The following is a 24,633-nucleotide window of genomic DNA, read 5'->3' on the forward strand; positions in this document are numbered from 1 at the left end:
GACATAAAGCAGCGAAAGATGCCGTGCCGAAGCTCCTGAACCCCGCACAACGCCTGACGGCACTCGAATCGAGCGCCTGGTTTGCTGGCCTTCCGATCGAGTTGAAGACCTGGCTCGCAGAGAACACGACTCCGTTGTCGTTCGCCGCCGGCCAGCGCCTGTTCGGGCCAGGGGACGCGCCCGACGGAATCTGCTTCGTGGTCGAGGGCGCGGTGCGGGTTGCGACGACCACCTCGGACGGCAGGGAGGCATTGCTCGCATTTGCCGAAACCCCGCAATGGTTCGGAGAGCTCGCGCTTTTCGACGGTGCCGCGCGAAGTCACGAAGGTTGGGCACAGAGCGACTGCGTGCTGCTGCGCGTTCCGCAGCGCTCGTTGGTTGAGTTTCTCGAACGACATCCTGTGCACTGGAAGGCCTTTGGGCAGCTGCTTGCGCAGAAGCTGCGACTTGCATTCCGCGCCATCGAAGACGCAACGCTGCTGGCACCGCCGGTGCGGCTGGCGCACCGAATTCTTGCGATCGCCCATGGCTACAGCGACTGGAACGGCCCCAGCAAGCGCGTCATCAACGTGCAACAGGACCATCTTGGAGCGATGCTTGGCCTGTCGCGGCAGACGGTGAATCAGATCCTGAAGGACTTCGAAGCCAGAGGCTTCCTGCGTCGGACGCGCGGCTCCATCGAGATTTTGGATCTGGAGCGGTTCAAGCGATTTGCGGCCGAAGAGTAGTAGCTCTGCTCAGTTGCAGTAGATGAACTTTCCGTTGGTCTGGCAAAGCTTTCCTGCTGGGCTGACAAAGCGAGATCCGTCACCGGTACTGTTGTACAGGTTGCCCTGGCTGTCCCAGCACCCACCAGCATTGCAATTGCTCAACGGCACTGGGGACGGGGATGGTGGCAGTGCAGGTTGCCGCGCCTGTTCTTGCTCTTGCACGCGCCGACCAACGGCTGCCCCACTACCGTCGGATGGGGGGCCAATCTGGATCGGCGGGACTGCGATCGGAGACCCGCCACCTGTCAACGGCACCGGAGCCTGGGCCGTAGCGTCGGAGATGGCCAGTGCGAGGACAACGAAGACGACCAGTCGATTCACTTTCGAGCCACCTTTCAAGAGCCGGCGATGCGCCTCGGCCGAGGTCGTACCCTGAACTGAGGCCTAGTCCGGAACGAACTTTGCCTTGAATCTTGCAATGTCGTCCGCCTGTTCCAGCGTCACGAGTTGACCCATCTTGCCGTCGGAGAGTCGGCAGGCAGCGAATAGGCTGTAGCGGCCCTTCAGGTCATAGCTCGGGAGGTCAATCAACGCGTACGGCTGGGGCACGAACACTTGATGTTCGAACACGACCCGATGCACGTTGCGTGGCGAGGGGAAGAGCTTGTAGTCGGTGGTCTCGAAGGACCTTGCAGTGGCCATCGCACAATTCTCGCTCGGGTTGCCTGTGGCTTCCACAGGCATTTCCTGCCGGACCGCGGAACCTGTGTGTTGCTAACATCGATCGACTACCGATGGAAGCGCAAACAACGCATGCCGAATGACGAGCCGAAAAAGGCGGTGCTCTGCGCCGCATGTGCCGGAATCCAGCGCAACTGGCGCCGCGCGCCCGGGCATGCCGAACTAGTTCAGCAGTCCAGTCGCAAGGCAGAGCGCAGCGATGGTGACAGCGGCAGTCACACAGTCACCGTCACCACCTACCGCTGCGACGCCTGCGGTACGCGGTGGGACTACGAAAACGACAGGACGAACCAACAAGCCGGGTGGTCAGTTGTGGGTCAGTAGGCTCTCCGCACGCTTCTTCGTCGACTATCCCGCGAGTCCCACGTACACATTCTGCACGTCGTCGTTCGAATCGATGGCGGCCAGGAAGCTCTCGACCTCCTCGAGTGCCTCGGCGCCGAGGCTGGCTGGATCGATCGGGTTCTTGGCCTTGTAGCCGAGCTTCGCCGATAGCACCGAGAAACCCTGCGCCGGCAGCGCGCGGCTGACCAGGTCGAGATCGACGGGGTCGGTCAGGAAGATCGTGACCCCCTCTTCGCCGTGCTCGAAATCCTGGGCGCCGGCCTCGATGGCGGCCAGTTCCGGGTCGGCCCCCGCTTGCTGCGGTTCGGCCTCGATCATGCCGAGGTGGTCGAAATCCCAGGCGACCGACCCTGAGGCGCCCAGCTGGCCCTTGCGGAAAAGCACCCGCATCTCCGAAGCGGTGCGGTTCACGTTGTCGGTCAGGCATTCGACCATCACCGGCACCCGGTGCGGCGCGAAGCCCTCGTAGACCACGTGGTCGAAATGCACCGACTCGCCGGTCAGGCCGGCGCCCTTCTTGATAGCCCGCTCCAGGGTGTCTTTGGGCATGGAGACTTTGCGCGCCTGCTCAACCACCAGCCGCAGCCGCGCATTCGATGCCGGATCGGCCCCGCTGCGAGCGGCGATCATGATTTCCTTCGCCAGCTTGCCGAACAACCGCCCCTTGGCGTTGGCCGCCAGGTCCTTGTGCTTGGCTTTCCATTGCGCACCCATGTGTGATATTCCGTGAATCTCGGCTTTGCCGCGGGACAAGGATTTTGCCGCAGGCCTGAAGGACCGCAGACATGCCCTGTGGACCGCCGCTTCGCCGCAATAGCAGACAATCAGTGCCGCTCCTACACGACCCCTTCGGGCCCTAACAGACGTTGAATCCGGCATGTACCTCAACGCCACACTGCGTCAGCTGATCGCCGAAAGGCTCGGACGCTTCGATCAGCGTAGCCTCAGCGCGCCCGATTCGCGTCGAGCCGCCGTGGCGCTGGCTCTCGTCGAGGAAGGCACGGGCGCAATGCTGCCCGGCATCGATGCCCCCACCACTTGGAGTCGCAGCGCAGCAGTGCTATTGACGCGGCGATCGGAGCTACTGCGCCACCACCCTGGCCAGTGGGCGCTTCCGGGCGGAAGCATCGACGACAACGAGTCTCCGGAGCGGGCCGCGTTGCGAGAACTGCACGAGGAAGTGGGCCTGAGCTTGGAGGAAAGCGCCATCCTGGGTCGCCTGGACGATTTCGTCACCCGCTCTGGATTCGCAATTACGCCCGTGGTGGTGTGGGCAGGCGAGGCACGCGAGCTCGAGCCCAGCGCCTGCGAAGTCGCGAGCATCCATCGCATCCCTGTGAGCGAGTTCATGCGTGCAGACGCACCATTGCTCGATTCGATTGAGGACAGCGAACAGCCTGTTCTGCGGATGCCCGTTGGTCGGACCTGGATCGCCGCTCCGACGGCGGCATTCATGTATCAGTTTCGGGAGGTCTGCATCGCCGGACGAGCTACGCGCGTTGCGCATTTCGAGCAACCGATCTTTGCGCGACAGTAGTCTCCGAGCGCATTCGGTCAATCGCAGCAACGGCGTACGTCGCAGAGTTGCTTCAGCTACGTAGTGGGCTGTGCTGCGGGTCGGCGCCGTTGCTCTGAGCGAGTGAGCCGACCCACCAGCGCGTTGGCCTGCACAATCCCAACCGCTGCGACGCCTATCGGGCTTGCAGCACTTGAACCTGAAGGAGCCTCACGATGCATTCCGACGACTTCGATAGCCCCTCGGTGACCAAGCTGCGCGAGGACTTGGCGCTGGCCCTCCGTGCCGCCGCCCACCATGGCCTCGCCGAAGGCGTCTGCAACCACTTCAGCGTGGAACTGCCAGACAGCAGCGGTCGCTTCCTGCTCAACCCGCGTGGCCTGCTGTGGTCCGAGGTGCAGGCCGACGACGTGGTGATGGTGGACACCCACGGCGAACGCTTGGCGGGCCGCCATGCGGTGGAGCCGACCGCCATGTTCATCCACGCCGCCATCCATCGCCTGTGTGGCAAGGCTGTGGTGTTGCACACCCACATGCCCTACTCGACAGCGCTGACGCTAACCGAGGACGGCATGCTGGACAGCTGCCTGTCGCAGAACGCCATGCGCTTTCATGGCCGCGTAGCGTTGGACCCCGAGTACAACGGCCTTGCGCTCGACAACGCCGAGGGCGAGCGTATCGCTCGCGCCATGCAGGGCGCCGACGTGGCCTTCCTGGCCAACCATGGCGTGGTGGTCTGCGGCGAGCGCATCGACTACGCCTACGACGATCTCTACTACCTTGAGCGCGCCTGCATGGCGCAAGTGCTCGCTCAGTCCACGGGCCGCCCGCTGCGCCGCGCCGATTCCGAACTGGTCGCGCGAGTCTGCGAGCAGACGCTGGGCGAGCGCCTGCAGTCCGAACTGTTCTTTGCGGCCTTGCGACGCCAGCTTTGACACCAACGCAACCTACGGCGTCGACAGCGAGGTGTCGGTCACGCCAGGAGCCGCGCAGGGGCGCAGGCTCAGGAACTCGCGCTCGCGGTATCGGTGCCTTGCGGCCACTCGAACACGCTCTTGGCCGATGTGCCCGGACCCTGGATCGAGACCTCACGTTGGATTTTCTGGCCCCCCAACACGGCTTCCACCGTGTAGCGTCCAGGCTCGAGACGCGCCACCAGGTAGGGGCCTGCAGAATGGATCTGGTCGAGAACCACATTGCCCTGAGCGTCGCGCACCGTGAGAACCACGTCGGCAGCAAAGTCAGCGCTCTTCCCGTCCTTGACCGCAAACTCGAAGACAGCCGGCCAGCGAGGTTCGACGATGCGCATCAACTCCGCTTCGTCCGAGCCGATACCGCCGCTCATGTATTCGATGCCGTGATCCACGTGGATCGGCGGATTGAAGACCGTGGCCTGCGCCCCGATGCCTGCCAATGACAGCACCGCGCCGGTGCAAAGCACGGCCACGATGTGGGCCGCATTCTTCTTCTGATGATGCCGGGTCATGTTGGAGTCCTTTCCTGAAGAACGTGGCCCGACCAGGGGCCACTGCGAGGACTCTGTGCCCGCTGACTTACTGCCTCCTTAAGACAGAAAGCCCCGATCAGGAAGGCCTCCGTCCGCGCACCCTAGCTGGCGTTCTCCATGTCCGCGCTGTACGCACCCACGCTGGCCGCGCCATTCAGTCGTGCGCGCTTGAGCAGCGCCTCCTGGGCTTGCTGCACGTTGGCGGGCCGGCCTTGCCAGGCCTGCAGCGCAGGCTCCTGAAGCGCACGTCCATAGGAGAAGCTCAGATGCCACGGCTGTGGGCCACGCCGGTTCAGCGCATCCAGATTGGCCGTCGCCTCGACAGGCGACTGCCCACCGGACAGGAAGTTGATGCTCGGGACCGCCGCCGGCACCGCCCTGCGCAGCACGCGGATCGTCTCCGAAGCCACTTCCTCAGGCGTTGCCTGCAGCGCGTGCGACTTGCCCGGCACCACCATACTGGGCTTGAGCAACATGTGCTCGAACACCACCCGATGGCGAGCCAAGGCGCGGAAAACCTCGTACAGCACAGCCTGAGTCACCTCCGCGCAGCGCGCCAGCGTGTGATTGCCGTCGATCAGCACCTCGGACTCCACGATCGGAACCACGCCCTGGTCCTGCGAGACCGCCGCATAGCGCGCAAGCACTTCAGCGTTGGCTTCGATCGCGGCGCGGCTTGGCAAGGTGTCGGAGACGTTGTAGACGGCGCGCCATTTCGCGAATCGCGCGCCCTGCTGCTTGTAGCCCTTGAGCCGTTCGCCGAGCCCATCGAGGCCTTGCGTGATCTCGTCGCCGGGAGCCAACGCGAGCGGGATCTTTCCCGCATCGACCTTGATGCCGGGCACGATCCCTTGTCGCGCTGCCAACTGCGGCAGCGGCTCGCCATCGTCCGCGCATTGGTTCAGGGTCTCTTCGTACAGGATGACGCCACTGATGTACCGGCCAAGGTCCGGCGTAGTCAGCAACAGGCTGCGATAAGCGCGCCGGTTTTCCTCGGTCGATTCCACGCCGATCGTCTTGAATCGCTTGGCGATGGTCGCTCCGCTTTCGTCGGCCGCCAAAATCCCCGTGCCCTTCTGAACGAGCGCGTCAATGGTCGCTTGGAGTTCGTCGGGAGTGGCCATGGCAATCCTCCGTGCGGGACGCTCAGTCTCTCGCGGGAGGTGCTGCGACACAAGTCCTTGTTGCAGAGCCCGCATCCACGTGGTCGGCAGGTCGGGATGCTCCACTAGACTGATCACGGCACCCCAGCCCGCATTACGAATGTCTCCAACGATGACGCCGTCTACCGCGCCCGACCCACAGCCCCAGCCTCCCCCGCAGCCGGATCTCGAGGACTGCTGCGGTAACGGGTGCGAGCCCTGCATCTTCGACCTGCACGACCTCGCCATGGACCGCTACCGACAGGCGCTGCGCGCATGGCGCGAGGGCCATCCCGAGGCGGTACCGGGCAGCGAATGATCGGGCGCCAGGTCTGGGTGGACGAGCAGCACGGAAGGCCAACTCCTCCACAGTGATGCAGCACAGCATGACGTCGGCTGCCGCGCCGAGGCGCGGCGCTTCGCCCCGGCGACCGATCAGGTCGTGACGTCGATCGTGCCGCCTTGCGTTGGCGCCGCCGATGCGCTGGCCACCTGCGCATAGGCGCGCTGCACCAGTTCCACCAGCTTGGAACTTGCCAGGGTGCCTGTCTGCGACACGTCCGTGGAGTCAACCTGGGCGCTCAAGGCCTTGACGAAGGCGCTCGACTCGGCGCTGCTGATCTTGGAGTCGCCATCGGTGTCGATCGCATTGAACAATGCCTGCACCGCGTCGGTCGACACGTTGCCTGCCATCCGCTCCGCCAGCGACACGACGCCGTCCTCGTTGGTGTCCAGCGGGTCATAGGTCGTGACACCCGAGACGGCACCACCACCCCCACCGCCGCCGCCCGCGGGCGGTGCACCGCTCGGGGCCTGCGCCGTCTGCGCGCCTGCCTCGGGGCGCCCGGCGTCGAACTCGCTTTGGCTCAGGCTGCCGTCACCATCGCTGTCGAGCTTGGCGAACAATTCGTCGCTCTTGCTCGTGTCCGTGCTGGCGGAGGCGCCATCCGCCTCGTCGCCCGACATCATCTTGGACATGAAGAGCTGCATCTCGACCTTGCTGACCAGGCCGTCGCCGTCGGAGTCGACCTTGGAGAACAGGTCGTCCGATCCGCCGGAACCGTCACCGCTGGGTGGTGGTGGCGGCATCATGCCTTGCATGCCTTGGGCCAATTCGTCGCTGGACAGGCTGCCGTCGCCGTCGCTGTCCATCTTGGTAAACAACTCGGCGGTGCTGGTGCTGCTGGCGACGCCGGTTTTCCCGGCCACGGCGTCGAGAACGCCTTGAAGCTCGGTCTGGTCGACGCCGCCGCTACCGTCGGCATCGGCCTTGGCGAACATCTTGGCCTGCATCTGACTGCGCATCGCGCTCATGTTGGACCATGCGCTGCTGGCGCTGCTGATCCCGCTGATGGAACTCATGGTGAGCATCCTCCTGGTTCATGGGTGAGTGAAGCGTCGTGCCCACCGGGCGGTGAGCAGCGACCCCCATGATTCTTGAGAGTGCCCGTAAGCCGCGTTTGTCGGTTTTGTACCAAGGACGATACGAAAGGCGCTTTCAATGTGGGAACAGCGGGCGATTCACCCTCTTGCTCGCGCATTGAGATCGGGCCGGCACTGACTAGACTTTTTGAGGTCATGAGTCCATCGAGCAGCCGTACGCCGCAGATCCTGATCGTCGACGACGACGAAGGCATCACCACGCTGCTTCGCGACTACCTGGCCCGCTTCGGCTTCAAAGCCCATGTGGCCAGCCACGATGCGGCCATGCAGGCGCAACTGGCCGAGCATCCCATCGACCTGATCGTGCTCGACCTGATGCTGCCCGGCACCGATGGTCTGGCGCTGGCCCGCCAGGTGCGCCAGGGCACGCACATCCCGATCATCATGCTCACTGCGCGCAGCCATCCATATGACCGGGTGCTCGGCCTTGAGTCCGGCGCCGACGACTACATGAGCAAGCCTTTCGAGCCGCGCGAGCTGGTGGCGCGGATCCATACGGTGCTGCGCCGTGCCGGCGGAGCGCAACATGCGGCCGACCCGCAGATCCGCGGCAACGTCGTTCGCTTTGACGGCTGGGCGCTGCATCGCGACGACCGATGCCTGGTCTCACCGGCCGGCCTGACGGTGGCCTTGTCCAACGCCGAGTTCCGCTTGCTTTCCACCTTTTTGCAGATGCCGCGCCGTCTGTTCAGCCGCGACCAGCTCATGGAGCAGGCGCGCGGGCGCAGCATGGAATCCTTCGACCGCAGCATCGACCTGTTGGTGTCCCGGCTGCGCCAGAAGCTTGCCGATGATCCACGCGAGCCGAAAATGATCAAGACGGTCCGCGGGGCCGGCTACCTGTTCAACGTCCGCTCTGTACAGGACCAGGTCGCTTGGCAGAACTGATGCCACGCCGCTGGACCCGTTTCCTCCCCAGCACGTTGCTCGGCCGGCTCGCGCTGCTGCTGTTCGTCACCGTGCTGGCCAGCCACGTCCTGGCCTTGACGCTCATGTTCGAGTTGCACCCGGCACCACCGCCCGGCCATCCGATGCATGGTTTTCACCCACCCGGGCCGCCGCCTTTCCCCGGACTCTTCATCGACGTCGGCATCCGCCTCGGCGCACTGATGCTGGCGGCCTGGATCGGTGCGCGCTGGCTTTCGCAGCCGATCAAGCAGCTGGCCACCGCCGCGCGCGAAATCGGCCTGGACATCCATCGCCCGCCGATGGTCGAGAACGGCACCGACGAATGCCGCGCCGCCACCCGCGTCTTCAACCAGATGCAGGCGCAGATCCGCCGGCAACTCGACGAGCGCGACCGGTTCGTGGCGGCGGTGTCGCACGACCTGCGCACGCCACTGACGCGCCTCGCTCTGCGGGCCGAAGGCCTGACCGACACGGCGCAGCGGCAACAGTTCGTGCAGGACATCGTCGAGATGAACGACATGATCACCGCGACGCTGGACTACCTGTGCGGCGCCGCCGACCCTGAACCCTTCGCGCCGCTGGACGTCGCCTCGCTGCTGAACAGCATGGCCGACGATCGGCAGGCCTGCGGGCAGGACGTGTGCCTGACGGCCGACTCGGCTCGGCCGATCGAGGCGCAGACGTCGTCCCTCCGCCGCTGCATCGACAACCTGGTCGAGAATGCCGTGCGCTATGGCGGCCAGGCGCGCATCCGGCTGGGCGACCACGCCGATCGCTTGTGCATCGAAGTGCGCGACGAGGGCCCCGGCATTCCCGAGGCCGAACTCGAACGCGTGCTGGAGCCGTTCTACCGGCTAGAAGGCTCGCGCAGCCGCAGCCACGGCGGCGTGGGCCTGGGCTTTTCGATCGCAAAGGACATCGCGCGCCGGCATCGCGGCACGCTCGAACTACGTAACGGGGAGCCGTGCGGACTTGTTGTCACGCTGACCTTGCCGCGTCGCGGATCAACCCAATGCTCGGGTCAAGGTCTTCGATCGCACGGCCGTGACGATCGCCGGCACTGAGTTGCTGCATCGCATTCGCAAAGGTCAGTTCAACCCGCGTCGACTGTGCATTGCAGGCCAAGCGATGCCTAGGCCGGGAACGTTCCTCGACGCATTGATCCTGTCCAGGACCGCCACATCGCTGAACTTCAGGCGCGGTCGAATACAGGGTCACCCGACCTGACAGGACTGCGCCAGGTGCTGCCGGTCAGCCCCTGACGAAACGATCAGTCGCGGATTTCGGCAGCCGGCTCCAACACCGGTCATTCAACTCCGCTCCACATTGAAGCGCGGACGGCCAGCCACGTGCGAGGGACTTGGCCGCTGCGTTGAAGTCGTGCGCTTCCTCATGTGAGCAGTCTTCGATGCGATTCCCGTCCATAAAGGAATGGAGGCCGCGAGCGGCGGGGTCAGCGGGTGCTCAGCTAGGGCGCACATAGTCCCACCGCGCCCAGGACTGCACAAAGGAGACAAAGCCATGGCCTACCGGCAAGAAGTGCTTACGTCCTGCTCCCGCAAATTGGCCCTGATCTGTGGCTTGCTCCTATTGGCTGGGTGCCAGGCCTGGTCCGCACGAGCACCCGGTGCACCTCAGATCAAGCAGGCCAGCGTCAACGGTGTGACACTCGTCTATGAGGAACAGGGGGATGGCGCACCCGTGGTTTTTATTCACGGTTGCTGCACGGACTATCGCGCCTGGGATGCGCAACGCCAAGCCGTTGCGCCGCACTATCGCTTCATCGGTCTCAACATGCGCTATTTCGGTACAGCCCCATGGCCAGCCGATCAATCGAAATACTCGCAACAGACGGACGTGGACGATATTGCCAGCTTCATTCGCGGTTTGAACGCCGGCCCGGTGGACCTCGTCGGCTGGTCGTACAGCGGTCCGATCGTCATGTTGGTGGTATTGCAGCATCCGGAGCTCGTGCACAGCCTGATCATTCATGAGCCAGGTTCCGTCAGCTACATTAGCGACCCCGCGATCGTCAAGATCGCAAGCGACGACCGGGCAGCCGCGTTGGGGCCTGCGATCGCGGCAGTGAAGGCCGGCGACTTCCCGAGTGCGGCGCGGCTTACACCGATCGGAGTCAACCATCAGCCCGATTTCTGGGACACCACGACGCCGGAGATTCGTGCGATGTTCCTCGACAACGCGCGCACATGGACGCTTGCGCTTGCGGCACCGCCACAACCTCCCATCACGTGCGATGCGCTTCATCAGATCAAGATGCCGGTATTGATCACCGTCGGCAAAGACACCCGCTCTTACTTCCACATTGCGGCGGAGGGAGCGGCCGGTTGCATTCCCGACGTCCAGTTTGTCACCATACCTGGCCGCCATCTGGCGATCGTTCAGCAGCCCGAAGCGTTCAACGCGACACTGCTGCAATTCCTATCGAAAGCGGGCTCACGCCCGAAGCCCTGATCGGCACAAGGCGGAAGGCTCTGTCGTAGATCGGGCACGGCCTCGGCCGCAAGAAGCAGCCCAGCATTCCGCACGGCCCTTGTCACTCGAACACAGGCCTGAAGAAGCTGCGCTCATAGCTAAGGATGCAGCGCGTGTCTTCTGCGTACTTGAATGCGTCTTGGCAGTCTGAATCAATGGCGGACGCCGCTCGGTACTTCTCGTAGTCCGCAAGGCTCGGAAAGGTGAACAGCGCGAGCGCGATATTGTTCGCTCCTTCCGATGGGAGGAAGTAGCCGTGATGCTGCCCGCCGAACTTCTCGACAAGCGGAATCCAGAGCTTGCCGTAGTGCTCGAATTCCTTCAGCTTGAACGGGTCTATGACGTATCGAAGATAGCAAGTGATCATCTGAAAATTAGTTCAGGAGAGGTGCTTTCCGACAAGCCCCGACATTTCGAACATCGTCACCTCGGGCTTTCCCATCACCGCCAGGAGCTTGGCATCGCAGAGGATGTTGCGCTTATTGGCAGGGTTTTGAAGGTTGTTCGCCTTGATGTAATCCCACAGCAATTTGGTGACCTCAGTACGAGGTTGAGGCGCGGAGCCAATGATGGCTGCGAGTTCGGTGCTGGGTGTCAGGGCGCGTGTGAACGCCGTTTGCTTCTTGGCAGTAGTCATGTTTTTCTCGCAAAAGCGATGAACTCTACCAGCGCCCTTCCCATGGTCGCGGAGAGGATGGATTGCACACCTCAGCCCCAAGGACAGCTTCCGGGAGACTCACCGAAGGGCCCCGACACCTGCTCGTGGCCGCAATCAGCCGGGAGAGGTGTCTTTGACCACGCCCGTTTCGCTAGCAGCCACCTGCAACGAGACGCGCGGCCAACTGTTTCGCCGTTCGCGCGCTAGCGCCCTTGCCGGCAATCGCCAGCGCCGGGGAGTAGGCCAGCATCCGCTCGAAGACAGCCTGCACCTCTTCTGCAGAGATGTCATCGATCGCCGCCATCGCATCGGCTATTGGCGTCACGGTTGCGCTGGCAAAGAGCTCCTCGACAGCCTGCTCCATGGCCGCGTAGGTCCGTTCTCCGGCGCGCACACGCGACACGATCAATTGATTCTTCGCCCTCTCCAGGTGCACCGGATCGATGTTCGTTGCTTGCGCGCGCAGCAAGCTGGCCGTCGACGACACCAGCGCGTCGAGCTTGTCCGGCGTAGTGACGGCGTGAACCACGAAGTTGGCCCAGACGTCCCCGCTGTCCATCGTGGCATGCGCCGTGTAGGCCAAGCCGAGTTGCTCCCGGACCCTTTCGACCAGGGGCGCCGACATCCCGCCTCCAAATAGGTTGGCGGCCAGCGACGCCGCAACGCGCCAGCGCTGATGCGAGATTTCATCGTCCCGCACAGGAGACAGTGGGTAGGCGATGTTCAGGTAGACCTGAGACACCTGCGGAAAGCGACGCGCCACGGCAAGACCCATATACCTCGCGGGCTTTGGCGGCAGCGGCCCGGGCAACTGAGCCGAAGGCATCTCGGAAAAGAGTTCCTCGGCGAGCGCCAACCAAGCTTCGACATCGAAGTTCCCGGCCGCCGCGACGACGGTGTTTTCCGCGACGTGGTGGGACTGGACGTGCCGAATCAGGTCCTCCCGGGTAAAGCCTTCAATGTTCCCGACAGTGCCAATCACAGGCATGCCCATGGGGTCATCACCCCAGACGGCGCGGTCGAGCAGCTCGCTGGAAGCGTCCTCTGGGTCCTCCTCGTACTCGATGGCTTCCTGGCGGATGACCTCCAGCTCCCGCCGAAGTTCGTCTTCAGGAAACGTACTGTGCAGAACGATGTCGGCAGTCATGCGCAGCAGATGCTGCGCGTGCCGACCCAGGCCAGTCATGAAGTAGCCGGTGGTGTCCTTGCTGGTGAACGCGTTGACGTCCGCGCCCAGCCGCTCTGCGTCCAAGTTGATGGCCTGCACGCTTCGCGTGGTGGTCCCTTTGAACGCCATGTGCTCAAGGACATGACCGATGCCATTCGTCACCGGGGTTTCATCGCGGGAACCAACACGCAGGAACACACCCACACTGGCGCTCTGCACGTGGGGCATGGGAACGGCGAGCAGCCGCACCCCGTTCGCAAGTGTGCGAAGGATGGCGGTCGCGGGCTCTGTCGACAGCAAGGGCATGACTCAGCGGCCCTCTGGCTGCTCCAGTCTCACCCCGATACCGTAGAGTGCGAGCAGACCAAGCACGTGCCCGACAGCAACGCCGGGCTCCCCCGCTTCGATGCGCCCGATGGTTTGGATATGCACACCCAGGCGGGCAGCGGCTGCGGCCTGCCCTTCCCCGGCCGTCGTTCGGGCCAGCCTAGCCGCCCCGCCCAATTCCCGGATCGAGTGCAGGGCGTCACCGCCGATGTCCGCCGAGATGCGCTTGCCTTTTGTCATGGGGGCATTTTCGCCGCGCTCGCTCCGTATCCGCACTGTCCAGCGTCGGAATGACGACGATCCACAAGGAACCCCCAACAGATGGCTCCGGGCCCGACAGCTTCCACTGATCGGCGTGTGGATTGGCGCTTGCTGAGCAGCGAAAGCGGTCGTGCTGCCTTGTCACCCAAAATGGCCGCAATGCGCCGCACATGAGAAGTCCCCCGGCAAGATGGTTTCCGAGATGTCGCCGAAGAGCTGTGCTTGGGCTCGGTTGACTGCAGCTCGGCCTTCACGAGCTTCGTCGACCGACTTGACTACAAGTGGGACAACAACGCCCGAGATCGCTGCTGTGATGAGCAGGAGAAATGCCTTCTCAAGTAGCGGGGCGGTTCCGAGGAATGCTAGCGGCGCCGGCAATGCCGACGGAGACGCCTCCTTCTTGCGGCGATTCGAATCTCTGCGAAAACGGCTCGGCGTCATGAGGTTCCTCCCCTCTCCGGCGTGGTATCCCGTCATCCCGATGCACGGAGAGATAGGTTGGGATCCTAACCTCCAGCCGCATGTCGATCGATTTTTCCACGAGCATGCGGAGGCTTCGAACGAAGGCGATTGCAAGGGGGCACCTACAGAAATCAAATAGCAGCCGTGCAGCGAAAGTCGCCCCTTCCCCGCACACTATGCATGCGCCTGCGGCGCGGCGCTCTTCAGACATCCCCGTCGCTCCCTATCCGTTGGCAGGACATCGGGCGAGGCGGGTCGACTAGCATGTCGGCATGAATCCATTGCAGATCGAACTCGATCGCCTGTACGGGCTCGGTGCGAGTGCCGCGCACGACGCGGCCCCAGCGGCCGCTAAGGGCGTTCGAGCCTTGGTGCTGGAGCTGAGACCCCCCGCGGGGTGGGACCAGCTTTCCTCGGTCTGGACGGGCGTCCAATCGGACCTCGGCTTCCCTCCCCCAGCCATCGCGGTTTCAGGAGTCGACGCAACGCAGCTGTGGTTCTCCCTTGCATCGCCGATTTCGCCGAGTGCTGGCGAGCTTTTCCTGCAGGGCCTGCGTGCGAGGTACCTGCCGCACGTTGGATTGACCCATGTACGTCTGATCGCCGACGCGGCGCAACTCCCGCCCGCGCCGCCCTTGGAGATCAGCCCGGATCGCTGGTCAGCGTTCGTCGCGCCCGACTTGGCTTCGGTGTTTGCCGATACGCCTTGGCTGGACCTTCCTCCCAACGACGAAGGCCAAGCAGCGCTTCTGCGCGCGCTCGAGCCCATCCGACAAGCTGCCTTCGAAGCCGCGTTAAGCCAGCTTGGCGTCGTAGAGGAAGTGCCAGCAGATTTGAAGCTGTCCGGCTTGCCCGAAGTGCCCGTCTTCGAACAAGCGGGCGTCGAAGCGGAGCGCTTTCTGAGAGGCGTCATGAACGACGAATCAGTGCCTATGGCGCTGCGGATAGAAGCCGCAAAGGGCCTGCTCGGCCATGCCAAGGGCTCGTAGGCAGGTCGCCAAAACCATCCGGCGGATTCCCTAAATAAGACTGCAATCTCGACGTCGGGTCCGTCGGCTGGTGCTCGCAGCGAAAGCGATCATCCAGTCCACCTCCACGAAGGAGCGCAAGCTGCCACTCTGCGGCCATTCCAACGTCCGACCCCGTTGTCGTTGCCAACGTCGCATAGATGGCCGTCTTTTGAAAGGCAAGAATCTCGCTGAGATTCCTCACCTACTTCCGCGGAGCCTGCCCCCCACCCAGCCGGTCATACCCACTCAGTTCCAAAAACCCCTCACCAGTCAGCACCCCAGAAACCTTCACAGGCCCTTCCCAGTACACATTGGCAGTAGTGGTACTCGAATCGAATTCGCTGTCAGGCTGGAACGGCTTGACATCGAGCACGCCCGAAGGCAGCTTGAGCCGCCACTCAGTCGGGTAAGCGATGCGCGTCCTCGGGCTGGTCCACTTGCTGCCGGCGATCAGCTCGACCTCTCCGTCCTTGAGCGGAACCGACCCTTGGACATTCGAGATGGTGCCGGCGGTCATCACAGTTCGGCCTTCCATGTCGAACAGCTGGTAGAGCATCAGGTCCGACCCGTCGGACAGGTGCAGTGCGAACCAGTTCCAGCCGAGCGTGAGGACGTCGAACTCGCCCCACTGGTGATCGAACCAGATGTCGCCGCTGACCTTCAGCGGCTTTCCGGCCACGGTGACTTCGCCGGTGGCCTGCAGGCGCGGGCGCGAGTAGTAGTAGCTGATTCCGCTCGTGCCGAAGTCGAGCAGGCCCGGCGTCTCGGACTCTGGCGCGCGATGCGCCACCACCTGCCCCCCGTCACGCAGTGCGAGCGACACTTCGGCCCCGCCGTCGATGACGGCGTGCAGCTTGTGCGATGCGGGTGTCGCGGTCACCTGCCAGGCTTCCTGCCGGAAGTCGAAGCCGTTGGTCCCCGCATTCGCGGGCGTGCCGGCGGTGCGCATCTGGGCGGTGTAGCGCTTGCCGTTCTGGAGGTCGGTGAGCGCCGCGTGCATCACCGTGTGCTTGATCAATCCATTGGCGACAAAGACGACCATGTGGAAGCCGAATCGCTGGCCGCCCTTCGCATCGAGGACCCCGCTGTAGTACCACCACTCCATGGCGGAGCCGTGCGGTGCGTCGTCGGCGGGAAGGTTGAGCGGCGGGAGTGCGGCGGTCCGCTCTTTCTGGACGGCTTGGGACTGCGGCGCGATCGGGGCGGAGGAGCGGGCCAGCGCCACGGACTCGTCGTCGGCGAAGTAGTCGTACGCGAAGATCGAAGCCACCGCGACCATCAGCACCGCGGCGAAGAAGATCAGCAGCCCCCGGCGCTTCCGCGCCCGCAAATAGGAGGAACGGGGTTTGCCTCGGGAGAACCGGCTGTAGTTTCTTCGAACCTGCTCATCGACACTCATGTGGTGGCGTCCTTTTGCCCGCTGGGTGGGCTCGGCGGCTATCTTAGCGACCGGCCCGAAGGCGGCTCAGGTCGGCGAACCTTTGGGCGCAAACGTTGTCAACCTCGTCACGAACGAGCCTCGAAGCCCCCGGAAAACGAATGACGAAGATGACATTTCGAACGCGCGCGATGCGCGCATGCAGCTTGCTGGCTCTGGCGGGCGGCGGGATCCTCGCCGGCATGGCCAGCCTGCCGGCCCAAGCCGACCCCGGCGGGAACTGGGGCGCGATCGCGTCACGCCAGGGCGCCTACGGCTTTTCGTACAACCAGCCCTCGCGCGGCGACGCGGAACGCGCCGCGCTTGCGCAATGCAATCGCGTCGCAGGCCGCGCAGGCCAGTGCGAAGTGCGCGCGTATTTCGATCGATCCTGCGCCGCGCTCGCAACCGGCAATTTCGGTGAATGGGGCGCCGGCGTCGCGCCGACCGAGTCGGCGGCCATCAAGACCGCCATCGGCACCTGCGAGAGCTACCTGCCAACCGAGCCCTGCAAGGTCACGGTCAAGGTTTGCTCTCAGGGTTGAGGGCCTTCTTGATCAACCGGTCTGCATACGCTTCCCACGGGTCCTTGGCGTCGACGCCCTCGAACACGCCGTCTCGCGCCTGCCGCGCAACCCAGTCCTGCTTGTCGGCGATCGCGGCGGTCATGAGCGGCTCGAAACCGGCCTCGCGCACCGTGGCCGCCGCTTCGCGCATTTCCTCCGCCCGGCGCTTGCCGTGCTGCACCACGCGACTGAAGAAATAGGCGCCCTGCCGGTCCCAGTCGATCTGTGGGAAGGTTTCCTTCAGCGTCGGCAGCACGTGCGCCTCGACGCCGTAGCGACGCGCGGTGGTGTAGCTTTCGATGACGAGCGCCTCCAGGCCCTTGATCATGATGCTGCGGCTCATCTTGATCGCTGAGGCCACGCCGACACGGTCGCTGACCGCGCGCGCATCCATGCCCCAGCTGGCGAGTGTCTCGGCGAGCGATGCGGCCTGCGCGCCGCCGAGCAGCATCGGCACCCGGATCCCATACGGCGGCACCGAGGTCATCACACCCGCTTCGACATAGTGCGCACCCGCGCCGTCGATCGCGGCTGCGGCCCGCTGCTTGGTGCCCGGCGAGGCCGAATTGAGATCGAGAAAGCGCGCGCCTGCACCCACGCGTCGCGCGGCTTCCTGCGCCACGTCGAGTGTGTTGGAGGCAGTGACTGCCGAGATCAGCAGGTCCGCGCCTTCGCACAAGTCGGCCATCCCGTCCGCGACACGCATGCCGTCGGCACGCGCGGCTTCGCGGGCGGCTTCACCCGTCGCCGGGTCCGCGAACCGCAGGTCCCACACCGCGATGCGGTCGATGTCCGTCCGCGGAAGCAGGCCGCGGCCGAAGATCCGCCCCACTTCGCCGTAGCCGATGATGCCGAGCTTGATGCCCATGGTGCGGTCTCCCTGGTTCAGTCGACGGTGACGTGCGCGTTGCGGATCACGGGCTCCCAGCGCTTCAGTTCGGTGGCGATGAGCTTGCCGAAGACTTCCGGCGAGGCGGGCGTCGGTTCCGCGCCTTCTGCCGCGAGCCGCGTCTTGACCTCCGCCGAGCTGAGCGACTGGTTGATCTGCTTGTTGAGCGCCGCCACCACGTCCGCTGGCGTCCCGGCGGGCGCGACGATGCCGTACCACTGGTCGGCCTCGAAGCCCTTGGTGCCCGGCAGGCCGCTTTCCGCGACGGTCGGCACGTCGGGCAGCGACGCGATGCGCTTCGGGCTCGACACCGCCAGCGCGCGCAGCTTGCCCGCCTTGATGTGCGGCAGCAGCGCCGGCGCGCCGGTGAAGAGTACCTGCACCTGCCCTGCCAGCAGGTCGCTCACCGACGGCGCGGTGCCGCGGTACGGAATGTGGAGGAACGACGTCCCGGTCTGGAGCTTGAGGTACTCCATCGTGATGTGCGCGGCGCTACCGTTGCCACCCGACCCGTAGGCGAGCTGACCAGGCTTCGCCTTGGCGAGTGCGATCAGCTCGGCGAGCGAATGCGCCGGCACGGAGGCATTTACCACCAGCACGTTGGGCACGCGCGCGACCCATGCGACGGGCGTGAAGCTCTGCAGCGGCTGGTAGTTGAGCTTGGGATACAGCGATGGATTGACCGCCAGCGTGCCGATGTGCCCCATCAGCAGCGTGTAGCCGTCGGCGGGCGCCTTCGCGACCTTTTCGGCGCCGACCGATCCGCCCGCGCCGGGCACGTTCTCGATCACCACGGGCTGCTTCCATGCGAGGCTGAGTTCCGTGCCGATCGCACGCCCGAGCACGTCGGAAGAGCCGCCCGGCGTGAAGGGCACGATCAGGTGGATGGGCCGTGTGGGATAGGCCGCCTGCGCGAACGCGCCATGCGAGGTGGCGAGCAGTGCCGCACCACCTGCCGCCGAAAGCATCGCCTGCCGGCGCGTGATTCCGTCTGCCATCTGTTGCATGCCTCTCGGTCCTCTCAATCGGGTTGGATGTGGGCTTCGTGGATCAGCTTGCCGTAGCGCGCCGCATCGCTCTTGAGCAGCTTGTCGAACTGCTCCGAGGGGCCCGGAAGCGGCACGCCGCCGGCCGTGGCGAGCAGGTCGCGCACCTCGCTCGATTCGATCGCCTTCTGCACCGCTTCGTACAGGCGCGCCTGCACCGGCTTCGGCAGACCGGCCGGCGCCACAAGCCCGTACCACACGCTGGCCTCGAAGCCGGGGTAGCCGGATTCGGCGACGGTCGGCACACCCGGCAGCACGGCCGAGCGTTCGCTGCTCATCACCGCGAGCACCCGCAGCTTGCCGGCCTTGGCGAGCGGCAGGGCTTCGAGCGCGTTGACCGCAACCACGTCCACATGGCCGCCGAGCACGTCGGTCAGCGCGGGCGCGCCACCCTTGTAGGGCACATGGCGCACCTGGACGCCGGCGGTGTGCTGGAACAGTTCCATCGCCAAATGCGGCGTCGAGCCGTTGCCCGGCGTGGCCACGGTGACGCCACCGGGCTTGGCCTTGGCGGCGGCGACGAGCTGCGCGAGCGTCTTGAATTGCGAGTCTTCGCGCACCGTGAACACGACCGGCACGCGCCCGACGAGGCTGATGGGCGTGAAGTCGCGGTCGAGGTCGTACGGCGCCGGCTGGAAGAGCGCCGGGTTCACCGCCAGCGCGTTGGCCGCGAGCAGCAGCGTGTAGCCATCCGGGGGGCTGCTGGTGAGCGTCTTGACCGCGATGTTGGTGCCCGCGCCGGGCTTGTTCTCGACGATCACCGGCTGGCCGAGGAAGGTCGACATGCGCAGCCCAAGGGTGCGCGCGACTGCATCCACTGCACCGCCTGCGGTGTAGCCGACCAGAATCCTGATGGGCTTCGATGGGAAGTTGTCGGCGGCATTCGCGACGAGGGATGTGCCGAGCAGCAGCGAGCCAGAGGCCCACGCTGTGAAGCGGCGGCGGTTGATGCGTGTCATGTGAGTTCCTGCCTGAATTGAGCAGCAGGATGATAGCGATCGGGCTCCAGCCGAGCCTCAGAGCGGGATGCGGTAGTCGATCCAGTCTTCCTGCACATCGACCCGCTGCTGGAACCGCGTCCAGTCCGCGTCGGACATCGCCTCGGGCTTCTTGGGCATGCCGAGCTCGAGGTCGAGGATGCGGCCCTTGCATCGCTCGCCGAGCCGCTCGTAGAGCGATGGGAACGGCATGTTCCACTCCATCTTCGACGCGGTGGGCCGGTCGAGCGGCAGCATCGCGACGAGACCGTCATCGGTCATCAGCTCCAGGCCGTTCTCGCGCAAGGTGGCGTTGTGGCTGCCATGGTGGCCGATCTTGTAGAAGACGGTGCGCGCGAGCAAGTGCCCGGCCTTCACCTTCCGCACAGCCGCGCCGTTGCCCGGATCGACACTCCATTCGATCTCGTCCCACGAGAGCCAGTTGCCGACCTGCGCATCTGCGGGAAAGAGCAGCACCTCGCCCGTGTCCTCCAGTTCGAAGGCCAATACGAGGCTGGTGTTGTTGGTGTCGGAATCGAGCTGCAGCGCGAGCGCACCGGCCGGGCCGAGCCAGTCGTTCTCGATGCGCCGCCACGTGGGGCCCTTGTCGTAGCGATCGCGGAAGAAGCGAGTGCCGCGCGCCGACTTCTCGCTGATGCGGAACCACTCGTCGAAGGGCTGGTCCCCGGGCATCTCGCCCGCCTCCAGCGCATCGATGGCCGAGAACAGGCTGAAGTCCGCACCACTCGCGGCAGCGAGCTGGTAGACCTCGCTCGCACTTTTCGTCGGGTCGCTCTTCTTGATCCACTTCTTGTCATGCGGCGGACCGAGCACGTACACACGCACACGCTTCGCGCCGGGCAGCGTGAAGGTCTCGCCCGGAAACAGGTAGCGCGGCGGACGCGGCGACGTGCGCGCCTTGACCCAGTCCATCGCGGTGCGCGTCGTGGCGCGCGCTGCAGCGCCCTGCCCGCCCCAGAACTCCAGGATCGCATTCAGCCGCGCCGCGCTCTTCTGCGCCACGGGGTCCGCGCTTGCGCCGATCTGCCGGCTCGCCGCCGCGATGCGATTCACGGCTGCCGCGCGACGGCCGCGCAACTCGTCGGCAAGCGGCTCGTCGGGCTTCTCGGTCCACGCGACCCACGATTCGCTGACCTCCAGCTTGTCGCGCTCCAGCAGTGCTTGCGCTTGTGCGAAGCCCGAGACATGGTCCCAGTGCTCATGCGTGGCCACCATCACATCGAGCTTGCCCGCAGTCGTGGAGACGATATGTCCCGCCACCTTCTGCATCTTCGCCTTGGCATCGGGCGTGCCGAGCAGCACGCCGAAGTCGATGAGCACGTGAACTTCTCCTGCATCGCCCGGAAAGCTCAGCAGGAACGAATCTCCCAGGCCCTGGCGGAACATGCGGATTCGAACTGCGGATTCCACTTCGGCCTCCTTTGCATCAATGCCGGTGCAGCATGGCGAAAGGCTCGCGCTCTTCCGCGCCCGGCGGGCCGAAATAGGTTGCCGCAAGGCTGCGACTTCCCTCGTCCATGAAGAACCGCCGCTGTCGGTCCTTGCGTTCGTCGTTGAGCTTCTTCTTGATGCTGTAGCGCACCTCGCCTGATTCGGCATCGACGAGCAACGTGCATCCGCCGCGGAAGTAGTAGTCCGCCTTGCGGTCGCCACGCGCCTTTTGGCCCTCGACGAATTGGGGGATGCGCTGCGTGAGTTCGATGACCCACTGGAAGTTGGGTCGCCCTTCCCAGTCCATCCGGATCGAAGGCCGCAGCGAATGCACCTCGAAAGGCAACTCGGGATCGAGCCCCGCGAGCACCACCTTCTCGTCCGCGAGACGCGGCCTCAGGTAGGCATGCAGCGCCGCGCGGCGATCCCGCGTCATCTCGAAGAGCGCCTTGCGATCCTTCGACAGGCCCCAGGAGCGGATGTCCTTCGCCCACTCCTTGACGATGCCGACCATCACATGCTCGTTCTCGTCGGGCGCGGCGGTGGCCGCGCGCCACAGCAGCCCTTCGACCGAGAAGGCGCGCACGTTCTCCGGCACGATGCCGCGCCGGCGGAAGGCTTCGATGAAAGCGACGCGGCGATGCTCGTCGTCCACCGGGTCGTTCTCGAAATCCGCGGTGATGAGCGCTCGCAGGTAGTCGCCGAAGGTGATGTCCACCGGCGGGCAATAGTCCAGCGCGCGGATGCACATGTCGAGCACCTGCCGCGCCGACTGCGACGCCTCGTCGGTAAGGCGACCGATCAGGTCGGGGTCGAGGCTGCCTTCGCGCGTCACGCCAGTGCCTTCGCTTGCGATTCGGAACAGATCGGCGACGCGGCTCTTGTAGATGGAAAGAAAGGCATCGAACACTGCGGCCACCAGCACCGCGCCGCGTTCGTGCGGCTCCGTGGAGCGCTGGTAGTCGTCCGGATGCCCTTCCTGGCGCTGCCAGCGGCCGGTCTTCTCGTCGATCGCACCGATCGCGCTTCGCAGCGCACCCCGGTTGCCGATGGCCTGGCCGAACTCCTGCGCGAGTTGGCCCAACTGGCTCTGGCCGGCAAGATCGCCGCGCGTCGATGCGATCTGCTGGCGCAGCACCTCTGGCAGCGAGAAGTGCTGCAGCAGCGCGACGATGTCCGCGAAGGCTTCGTGGAAGGCGAGCACATCGGGGTTGCTCGCCTCGCTGAAACGGCGGTGCATGCCGTCGAGCAGCGCGTGCGTCACTTCATGCGCCACGATGTCGTGCGACAGGCAACTGAAGACGGTGAGCCGGGCACCGCTCTCCTCGACCGCGGGTGCCGAGAAGTAGCCGAAGAGCAATGCCTTCTTGTCGGGGCTGTAGTAGGCATTGGCCTCGCGCAACGCATGGGGGTAGATGCGCAGCCGCTGCACGTATTCCTCGCTCAGCCCACCGCCCTCGGCGTCCCTCGCATTGTGCGAACGCCACAAGGCCAGCCGGCCGAGTGCGCGCTCGAAGGTGCGGATGGTCCGCATCGCGACCGCGTAGACCATCTGCTGATGGAACTGCGGGCTGCTTTCCGATGGCGGCAGCCCATGCTGCGCGACCACGTAGCGGTCATTGAGATCGACGGGCTCGTAAAAACACCGGCTCGCCGGATCACGATCGATCACCTCGATGTATTCGCCGGTCGGGCCGGGCCCGAGGATGTCCTTGCCGCTGGCATCACGCTCCCAAGGCACGCGGATCAGCGCCTCGTTGATGCCGGCGGTTTCACGCTGGCGGCCCATGCTGGGGTCGAAGGCGAACACGCGCACCAGCCGTTGCGTGGAAGGGGCAATCGGGATGGCCTCGATCCTTGGTGGCGGGGGAGTGGCTTGCTTCGCGTTCGCCTTGGGTGTCTTGCGCTTGATCTGGTAGATCACATGACCGGTGTCGCCATCGACGATGAGCGTGACGCCGGCCCAGGGACGGGTGTCGACCTCGACCGTGAGCTCCAGCGCCTGTCCCCTGGCCTTGGGCTGCGGCGCGACTTGCATCTCTTGCACCAGCTTGATGACCCACTGGAAAGCGAAGTTGCCCGACACATCGCTGCGCTCGCGCGGATGAAAGGACTCGACTTCGAAATGGCGACGCAGATCGATCGGGCCGATGGCGGAGATCGGGCTGTCGGAAAGCCGCTGGTGCAGCAGCGCGCGTTTGCCTTCGATCATCTGCCAGAGCGCCTCGCGGTCATGCGGCAGTGTCCAGGGCGTGAACTCGCGCGACAGCTCGCGCACGAAATCGCTCACCGCGCGAGTCGCGGCGGACTTGGGCGGTGCGCGCCAGAGGATCGTGTCCAGCGACAGCGTGCCCACGTCCGACGGCACGATGCCGTAGCTGCGGAAGGCATCGATGAACGCGAGACGGTAATTGCCATCGTCCACCGGGCGCAGGTCATGGTCGGCGGTGACGATCGCGCGCAGGAAGTCGCCGCTGGTGGTCTCGACGGGCGGCATGTAGTCGAGCGCGCGGATGATCATCTCCAGCACGCGCTGTGCCGAGCGCGATGCCTCCTGTGCGAGGCGGCTCACGAGGTCCGGATGCAACTGGCCCTCGGGCAGGATGCCGGTGCCCTTGGTCGCAATGCGGCGCAGGTCGGCGGTGCGTGCCTCGTAGATCTTCTTCAGAGCCTCGAAGACCGCACTCACAATGATCGCGCCGCGATCGTGCGGCTCCAGCGTCGATGCGTAAGCCTTCGGGTCGGGCTTGCGCGGATGCCAGTCGCCGGCCTCGTCGATCGATCCGAGCGCGTTGCGGATGCCCTCGGGCCGCCCGATCGCTTCGCCGAACTGCGGGGCGATGGCGCCGAGGCGCCGCGAGTTCTCCAGCCGGCCCTGGATCGCGGCGATCTGGCCGCGAAACACTTCCGAGGGCCAGAAGTGCTGCAGCACCGCGATGAGGTCCGCATAGGCCTCGTGCAGCGCGAGCACGTCGGGGTGCTGGCCCTTGAACGAGATGCGCATGCCATCGAGCATCGCGTGCGTGATCTCGTGCGCGATCACGTCCTGCGACAGGCAGGTGTAGATCGTCGTGCCCTCGAACGCGGAGGGCTGCTGCGCGCGGAAGTAGCCGAAACAGAGGCCATCGCCGGGCTTGTAGTAGGCGTTGGTATCCGTCATGTAGTGCGGATAGATCGGGAACTGGCGCCGGTAGGTCACGCGGCGGCCCTTCACGATCGGCGGCCAATGGATGGAGCGCCCGAGCGCGCGCTCGAAATTGCGGATGGTCCGCATCGCGACTGCGTAGGCCATCTGATGGTGGAACTGCGGATTGCCGTCCGAGGGTGCGAGCCCGTCGTTCGCCAGGATTTCCGGATCGTCGAGGTCCACGGCGGGATGCACCTGGCGGCCCTGATCGTCCTTGTCCACGACGGCGACGTATTCGCCGATGGGACCGGGCTTCAGGTCCTCCCACGGCACCAGCAGCGTCATCTCGTTCATGACCGCGGTGTCCAGCCGCGCCGTGGTGCCCGGATCGAAGGCGAACACACGCAGCCTGCGATAGACCGGGAGAGGAACCCGCCAGCGCCTGTCGATCCGCGGTTCCATGGCGC

25 protein-coding genes are annotated in these 24,633 nt (G+C 65.1%); 10 read left to right on the top strand and 15 right to left on the bottom strand.

Annotated features, from left to right (window positions below):
- Positions 1–23 precede the first annotated feature (23 nt).
- Complete coding sequence (locus FHW64_RS30365; protein WP_311733405.1) at positions 24–728, top strand: Crp/Fnr family transcriptional regulator; 705 nt, start codon at positions 24–26, stop codon at positions 726–728.
- Between the two features lie 426 nt (positions 729–1,154).
- Here the strand turns inward: FHW64_RS30365 and FHW64_RS30370 are convergent, their stop codons facing one another.
- Positions 1,155–1,412, bottom strand: coding sequence for a hypothetical protein (locus tag FHW64_RS30370; RefSeq protein WP_184532370.1), 258 nt, complete (start codon positions 1,410–1,412; stop codon positions 1,155–1,157).
- 111 nt (positions 1,413–1,523) lie between these two features.
- Here FHW64_RS30370 and FHW64_RS34600 point away from each other — a divergent pair, with 111 nt between their 5' ends.
- Positions 1,524–1,775 carry a hypothetical protein gene (locus FHW64_RS34600; protein ID WP_260306485.1) on the top strand — a complete coding sequence of 84 codons (252 nt, stop codon included), beginning with the start codon at positions 1,524–1,526 and terminating at the stop codon, positions 1,773–1,775.
- Positions 1,776–1,799: 24 nt separating this feature from the next.
- Here the strand turns inward: FHW64_RS34600 and FHW64_RS30375 are convergent, their stop codons facing one another.
- On the bottom strand, positions 1,800–2,510 hold the full coding sequence (locus FHW64_RS30375; RefSeq protein WP_184532372.1) for a YebC/PmpR family DNA-binding transcriptional regulator: 711 nt from the start codon (positions 2,508–2,510) through the stop codon (positions 1,800–1,802).
- A 163-nt stretch (positions 2,511–2,673) separates the two neighbouring features.
- Here FHW64_RS30375 and FHW64_RS30380 point away from each other — a divergent pair, with 163 nt between their 5' ends.
- Together FHW64_RS30380 and FHW64_RS30385 are read left to right on the top strand one after the other, a co-directional pair.
- The gene (locus tag FHW64_RS30380) at positions 2,674–3,333 is read left to right on the top strand and encodes a CoA pyrophosphatase (RefSeq protein WP_184532374.1); all 660 of its coding nucleotides are present in this window, start codon (positions 2,674–2,676) and stop codon (positions 3,331–3,333) included.
- 194 nt (positions 3,334–3,527) lie between these two features.
- Positions 3,528–4,247 carry an aldolase gene (locus FHW64_RS30385; protein ID WP_184532376.1) on the top strand — a complete coding sequence of 240 codons (720 nt, stop codon included), beginning with the start codon at positions 3,528–3,530 and terminating at the stop codon, positions 4,245–4,247.
- A 68-nt stretch (positions 4,248–4,315) separates the two neighbouring features.
- Here FHW64_RS30385 and FHW64_RS30390 read toward each other — a convergent pair whose 3' ends face one another.
- Both FHW64_RS30390 and FHW64_RS30395 read right to left on the bottom strand, forming a co-directional pair.
- Complete coding sequence (locus FHW64_RS30390; protein ID WP_184532378.1) at positions 4,316–4,798, bottom strand: hypothetical protein; 483 nt, start codon at positions 4,796–4,798, stop codon at positions 4,316–4,318.
- A gap of 122 nt (positions 4,799–4,920) precedes the next feature.
- Positions 4,921–5,943 (bottom strand): class I fructose-bisphosphate aldolase, encoded by a 1,023-nt coding sequence (locus FHW64_RS30395; RefSeq protein WP_184532380.1) that lies wholly within the window; start codon positions 5,941–5,943, stop codon positions 4,921–4,923.
- Positions 5,944–6,094: 151 nt separating this feature from the next.
- Between FHW64_RS30395 and FHW64_RS30400 the strand changes: the two genes are divergently transcribed.
- Positions 6,095–6,280 (top strand): oxidoreductase-like domain-containing protein, encoded by a 186-nt coding sequence (locus tag FHW64_RS30400; protein ID WP_260306486.1) that lies wholly within the window; start codon positions 6,095–6,097, stop codon positions 6,278–6,280.
- A 116-nt stretch (positions 6,281–6,396) separates the two neighbouring features.
- On the opposite strand, the gene xopAW is transcribed toward FHW64_RS30400, so the two are convergent.
- The gene (gene xopAW / locus FHW64_RS30405; RefSeq protein ID WP_184532383.1) at positions 6,397–7,323 is read right to left on the bottom strand and encodes a XopAW family type III secretion system calcium-binding effector; all 927 of its coding nucleotides are present in this window, start codon (positions 7,321–7,323) and stop codon (positions 6,397–6,399) included.
- Between the two features lie 141 nt (positions 7,324–7,464).
- On the opposite strand from xopAW, the gene FHW64_RS30410 reads away from it, so the two are divergent.
- The 3 genes from FHW64_RS30410 to FHW64_RS30420 all read left to right on the top strand — a co-directional run bounded on the left by FHW64_RS30410 (position 7,465) and on the right by FHW64_RS30420 (position 10,785).
- Entirely contained in the window at positions 7,465–8,292 is an 828-nt protein-coding gene (locus FHW64_RS30410; protein WP_311733406.1) for a response regulator transcription factor, read from the top strand.
- Positions 8,280–9,377 carry an ATP-binding protein gene (locus tag FHW64_RS30415; RefSeq protein ID WP_260306487.1) on the top strand — a complete coding sequence of 366 codons (1,098 nt, stop codon included), beginning with the start codon at positions 8,280–8,282 and terminating at the stop codon, positions 9,375–9,377. Before FHW64_RS30410 ends, FHW64_RS30415 begins: the two co-directional genes overlap by 13 nt.
- Before the next feature lie 457 nt (positions 9,378–9,834).
- Entirely contained in the window at positions 9,835–10,785 is a 951-nt protein-coding gene (locus FHW64_RS30420; protein ID WP_184532385.1) for an alpha/beta fold hydrolase, read from the top strand.
- A gap of 82 nt (positions 10,786–10,867) precedes the next feature.
- Here FHW64_RS30420 and FHW64_RS30425 read toward each other — a convergent pair whose 3' ends face one another.
- The 4 genes from FHW64_RS30425 to FHW64_RS30440 form a co-directional block, all read right to left on the bottom strand.
- Complete coding sequence (locus FHW64_RS30425) at positions 10,868–11,173, bottom strand: NIPSNAP family protein (RefSeq protein WP_184532387.1); 306 nt, start codon at positions 11,171–11,173, stop codon at positions 10,868–10,870.
- Between the two features lie 12 nt (positions 11,174–11,185).
- Positions 11,186–11,443 (bottom strand): SWIB/MDM2 domain-containing protein, encoded by a 258-nt coding sequence (locus tag FHW64_RS30430; RefSeq protein ID WP_184532389.1) that lies wholly within the window; start codon positions 11,441–11,443, stop codon positions 11,186–11,188.
- A 172-nt stretch (positions 11,444–11,615) separates the two neighbouring features.
- On the bottom strand, positions 11,616–12,938 hold the full coding sequence (locus tag FHW64_RS30435; RefSeq protein WP_184532391.1) for a pitrilysin family protein: 1,323 nt from the start codon (positions 12,936–12,938) through the stop codon (positions 11,616–11,618).
- A gap of 3 nt (positions 12,939–12,941) precedes the next feature.
- Positions 12,942–13,199, bottom strand: coding sequence for a helix-turn-helix domain-containing protein (locus FHW64_RS30440; protein WP_184532393.1), 258 nt, complete (start codon positions 13,197–13,199; stop codon positions 12,942–12,944).
- 764 nt (positions 13,200–13,963) lie between these two features.
- Here FHW64_RS30440 and FHW64_RS30445 point away from each other — a divergent pair.
- Positions 13,964–14,671: a hypothetical protein gene (locus tag FHW64_RS30445; RefSeq protein WP_184532395.1), complete on the top strand. Its 708-nt coding sequence runs from the start codon at positions 13,964–13,966 to the stop codon at positions 14,669–14,671.
- Positions 14,672–14,894: 223 nt separating this feature from the next.
- On the opposite strand, the gene FHW64_RS30450 is transcribed toward FHW64_RS30445, so the two are convergent.
- Positions 14,895–16,091: a lipocalin family protein gene (locus FHW64_RS30450; RefSeq protein WP_184532397.1), complete on the bottom strand. Its 1,197-nt coding sequence runs from the start codon at positions 16,089–16,091 to the stop codon at positions 14,895–14,897.
- Positions 16,092–16,240: 149 nt separating this feature from the next.
- On the opposite strand from FHW64_RS30450, the gene FHW64_RS30455 reads away from it, so the two are divergent.
- Positions 16,241–16,654 (top strand): DUF4189 domain-containing protein, encoded by a 414-nt coding sequence (locus FHW64_RS30455; RefSeq protein WP_184532399.1) that lies wholly within the window; start codon positions 16,241–16,243, stop codon positions 16,652–16,654.
- On the opposite strand, the gene FHW64_RS30460 is transcribed toward FHW64_RS30455, so the two are convergent.
- From FHW64_RS30460 to FHW64_RS30480, 5 genes are read right to left on the bottom strand one after another with little or no spacing between them, the layout of a single operon-like run.
- Positions 16,632–17,543, bottom strand: a complete 912-nt coding sequence (locus FHW64_RS30460) for an NAD(P)-dependent oxidoreductase (RefSeq protein WP_184532401.1) — start codon at positions 17,541–17,543, stop codon at positions 16,632–16,634. The genes FHW64_RS30455 and FHW64_RS30460 overlap by 23 nt on opposite strands.
- 17 nt (positions 17,544–17,560) lie before the next feature.
- Entirely contained in the window at positions 17,561–18,571 is a 1,011-nt protein-coding gene (locus FHW64_RS30465) for a tripartite tricarboxylate transporter substrate binding protein (protein WP_184532403.1), read from the bottom strand.
- A gap of 14 nt (positions 18,572–18,585) precedes the next feature.
- On the bottom strand, positions 18,586–19,569 hold the full coding sequence (locus FHW64_RS30470) for a tripartite tricarboxylate transporter substrate binding protein (RefSeq protein WP_184532405.1): 984 nt from the start codon (positions 19,567–19,569) through the stop codon (positions 18,586–18,588).
- 57 nt (positions 19,570–19,626) lie between these two features.
- Positions 19,627–21,018 (bottom strand): hypothetical protein, encoded by a 1,392-nt coding sequence (locus FHW64_RS30475; RefSeq protein WP_184532407.1) that lies wholly within the window; start codon positions 21,016–21,018, stop codon positions 19,627–19,629.
- 16 nt (positions 21,019–21,034) lie between these two features.
- Positions 21,035–24,628 carry a hypothetical protein gene (locus FHW64_RS30480; RefSeq protein WP_184532409.1) on the bottom strand — a complete coding sequence of 1,198 codons (3,594 nt, stop codon included), beginning with the start codon at positions 24,626–24,628 and terminating at the stop codon, positions 21,035–21,037.
- Positions 24,629–24,633 lie beyond the last annotated feature (5 nt).

Origin of the sequence: Variovorax sp. Sphag1AA (genome assembly GCF_014192575.1) — a bacterium.
In the GTDB taxonomy this organism is placed as follows: Bacteria; Pseudomonadota; Gammaproteobacteria; order Burkholderiales; family Burkholderiaceae_C; genus Variovorax.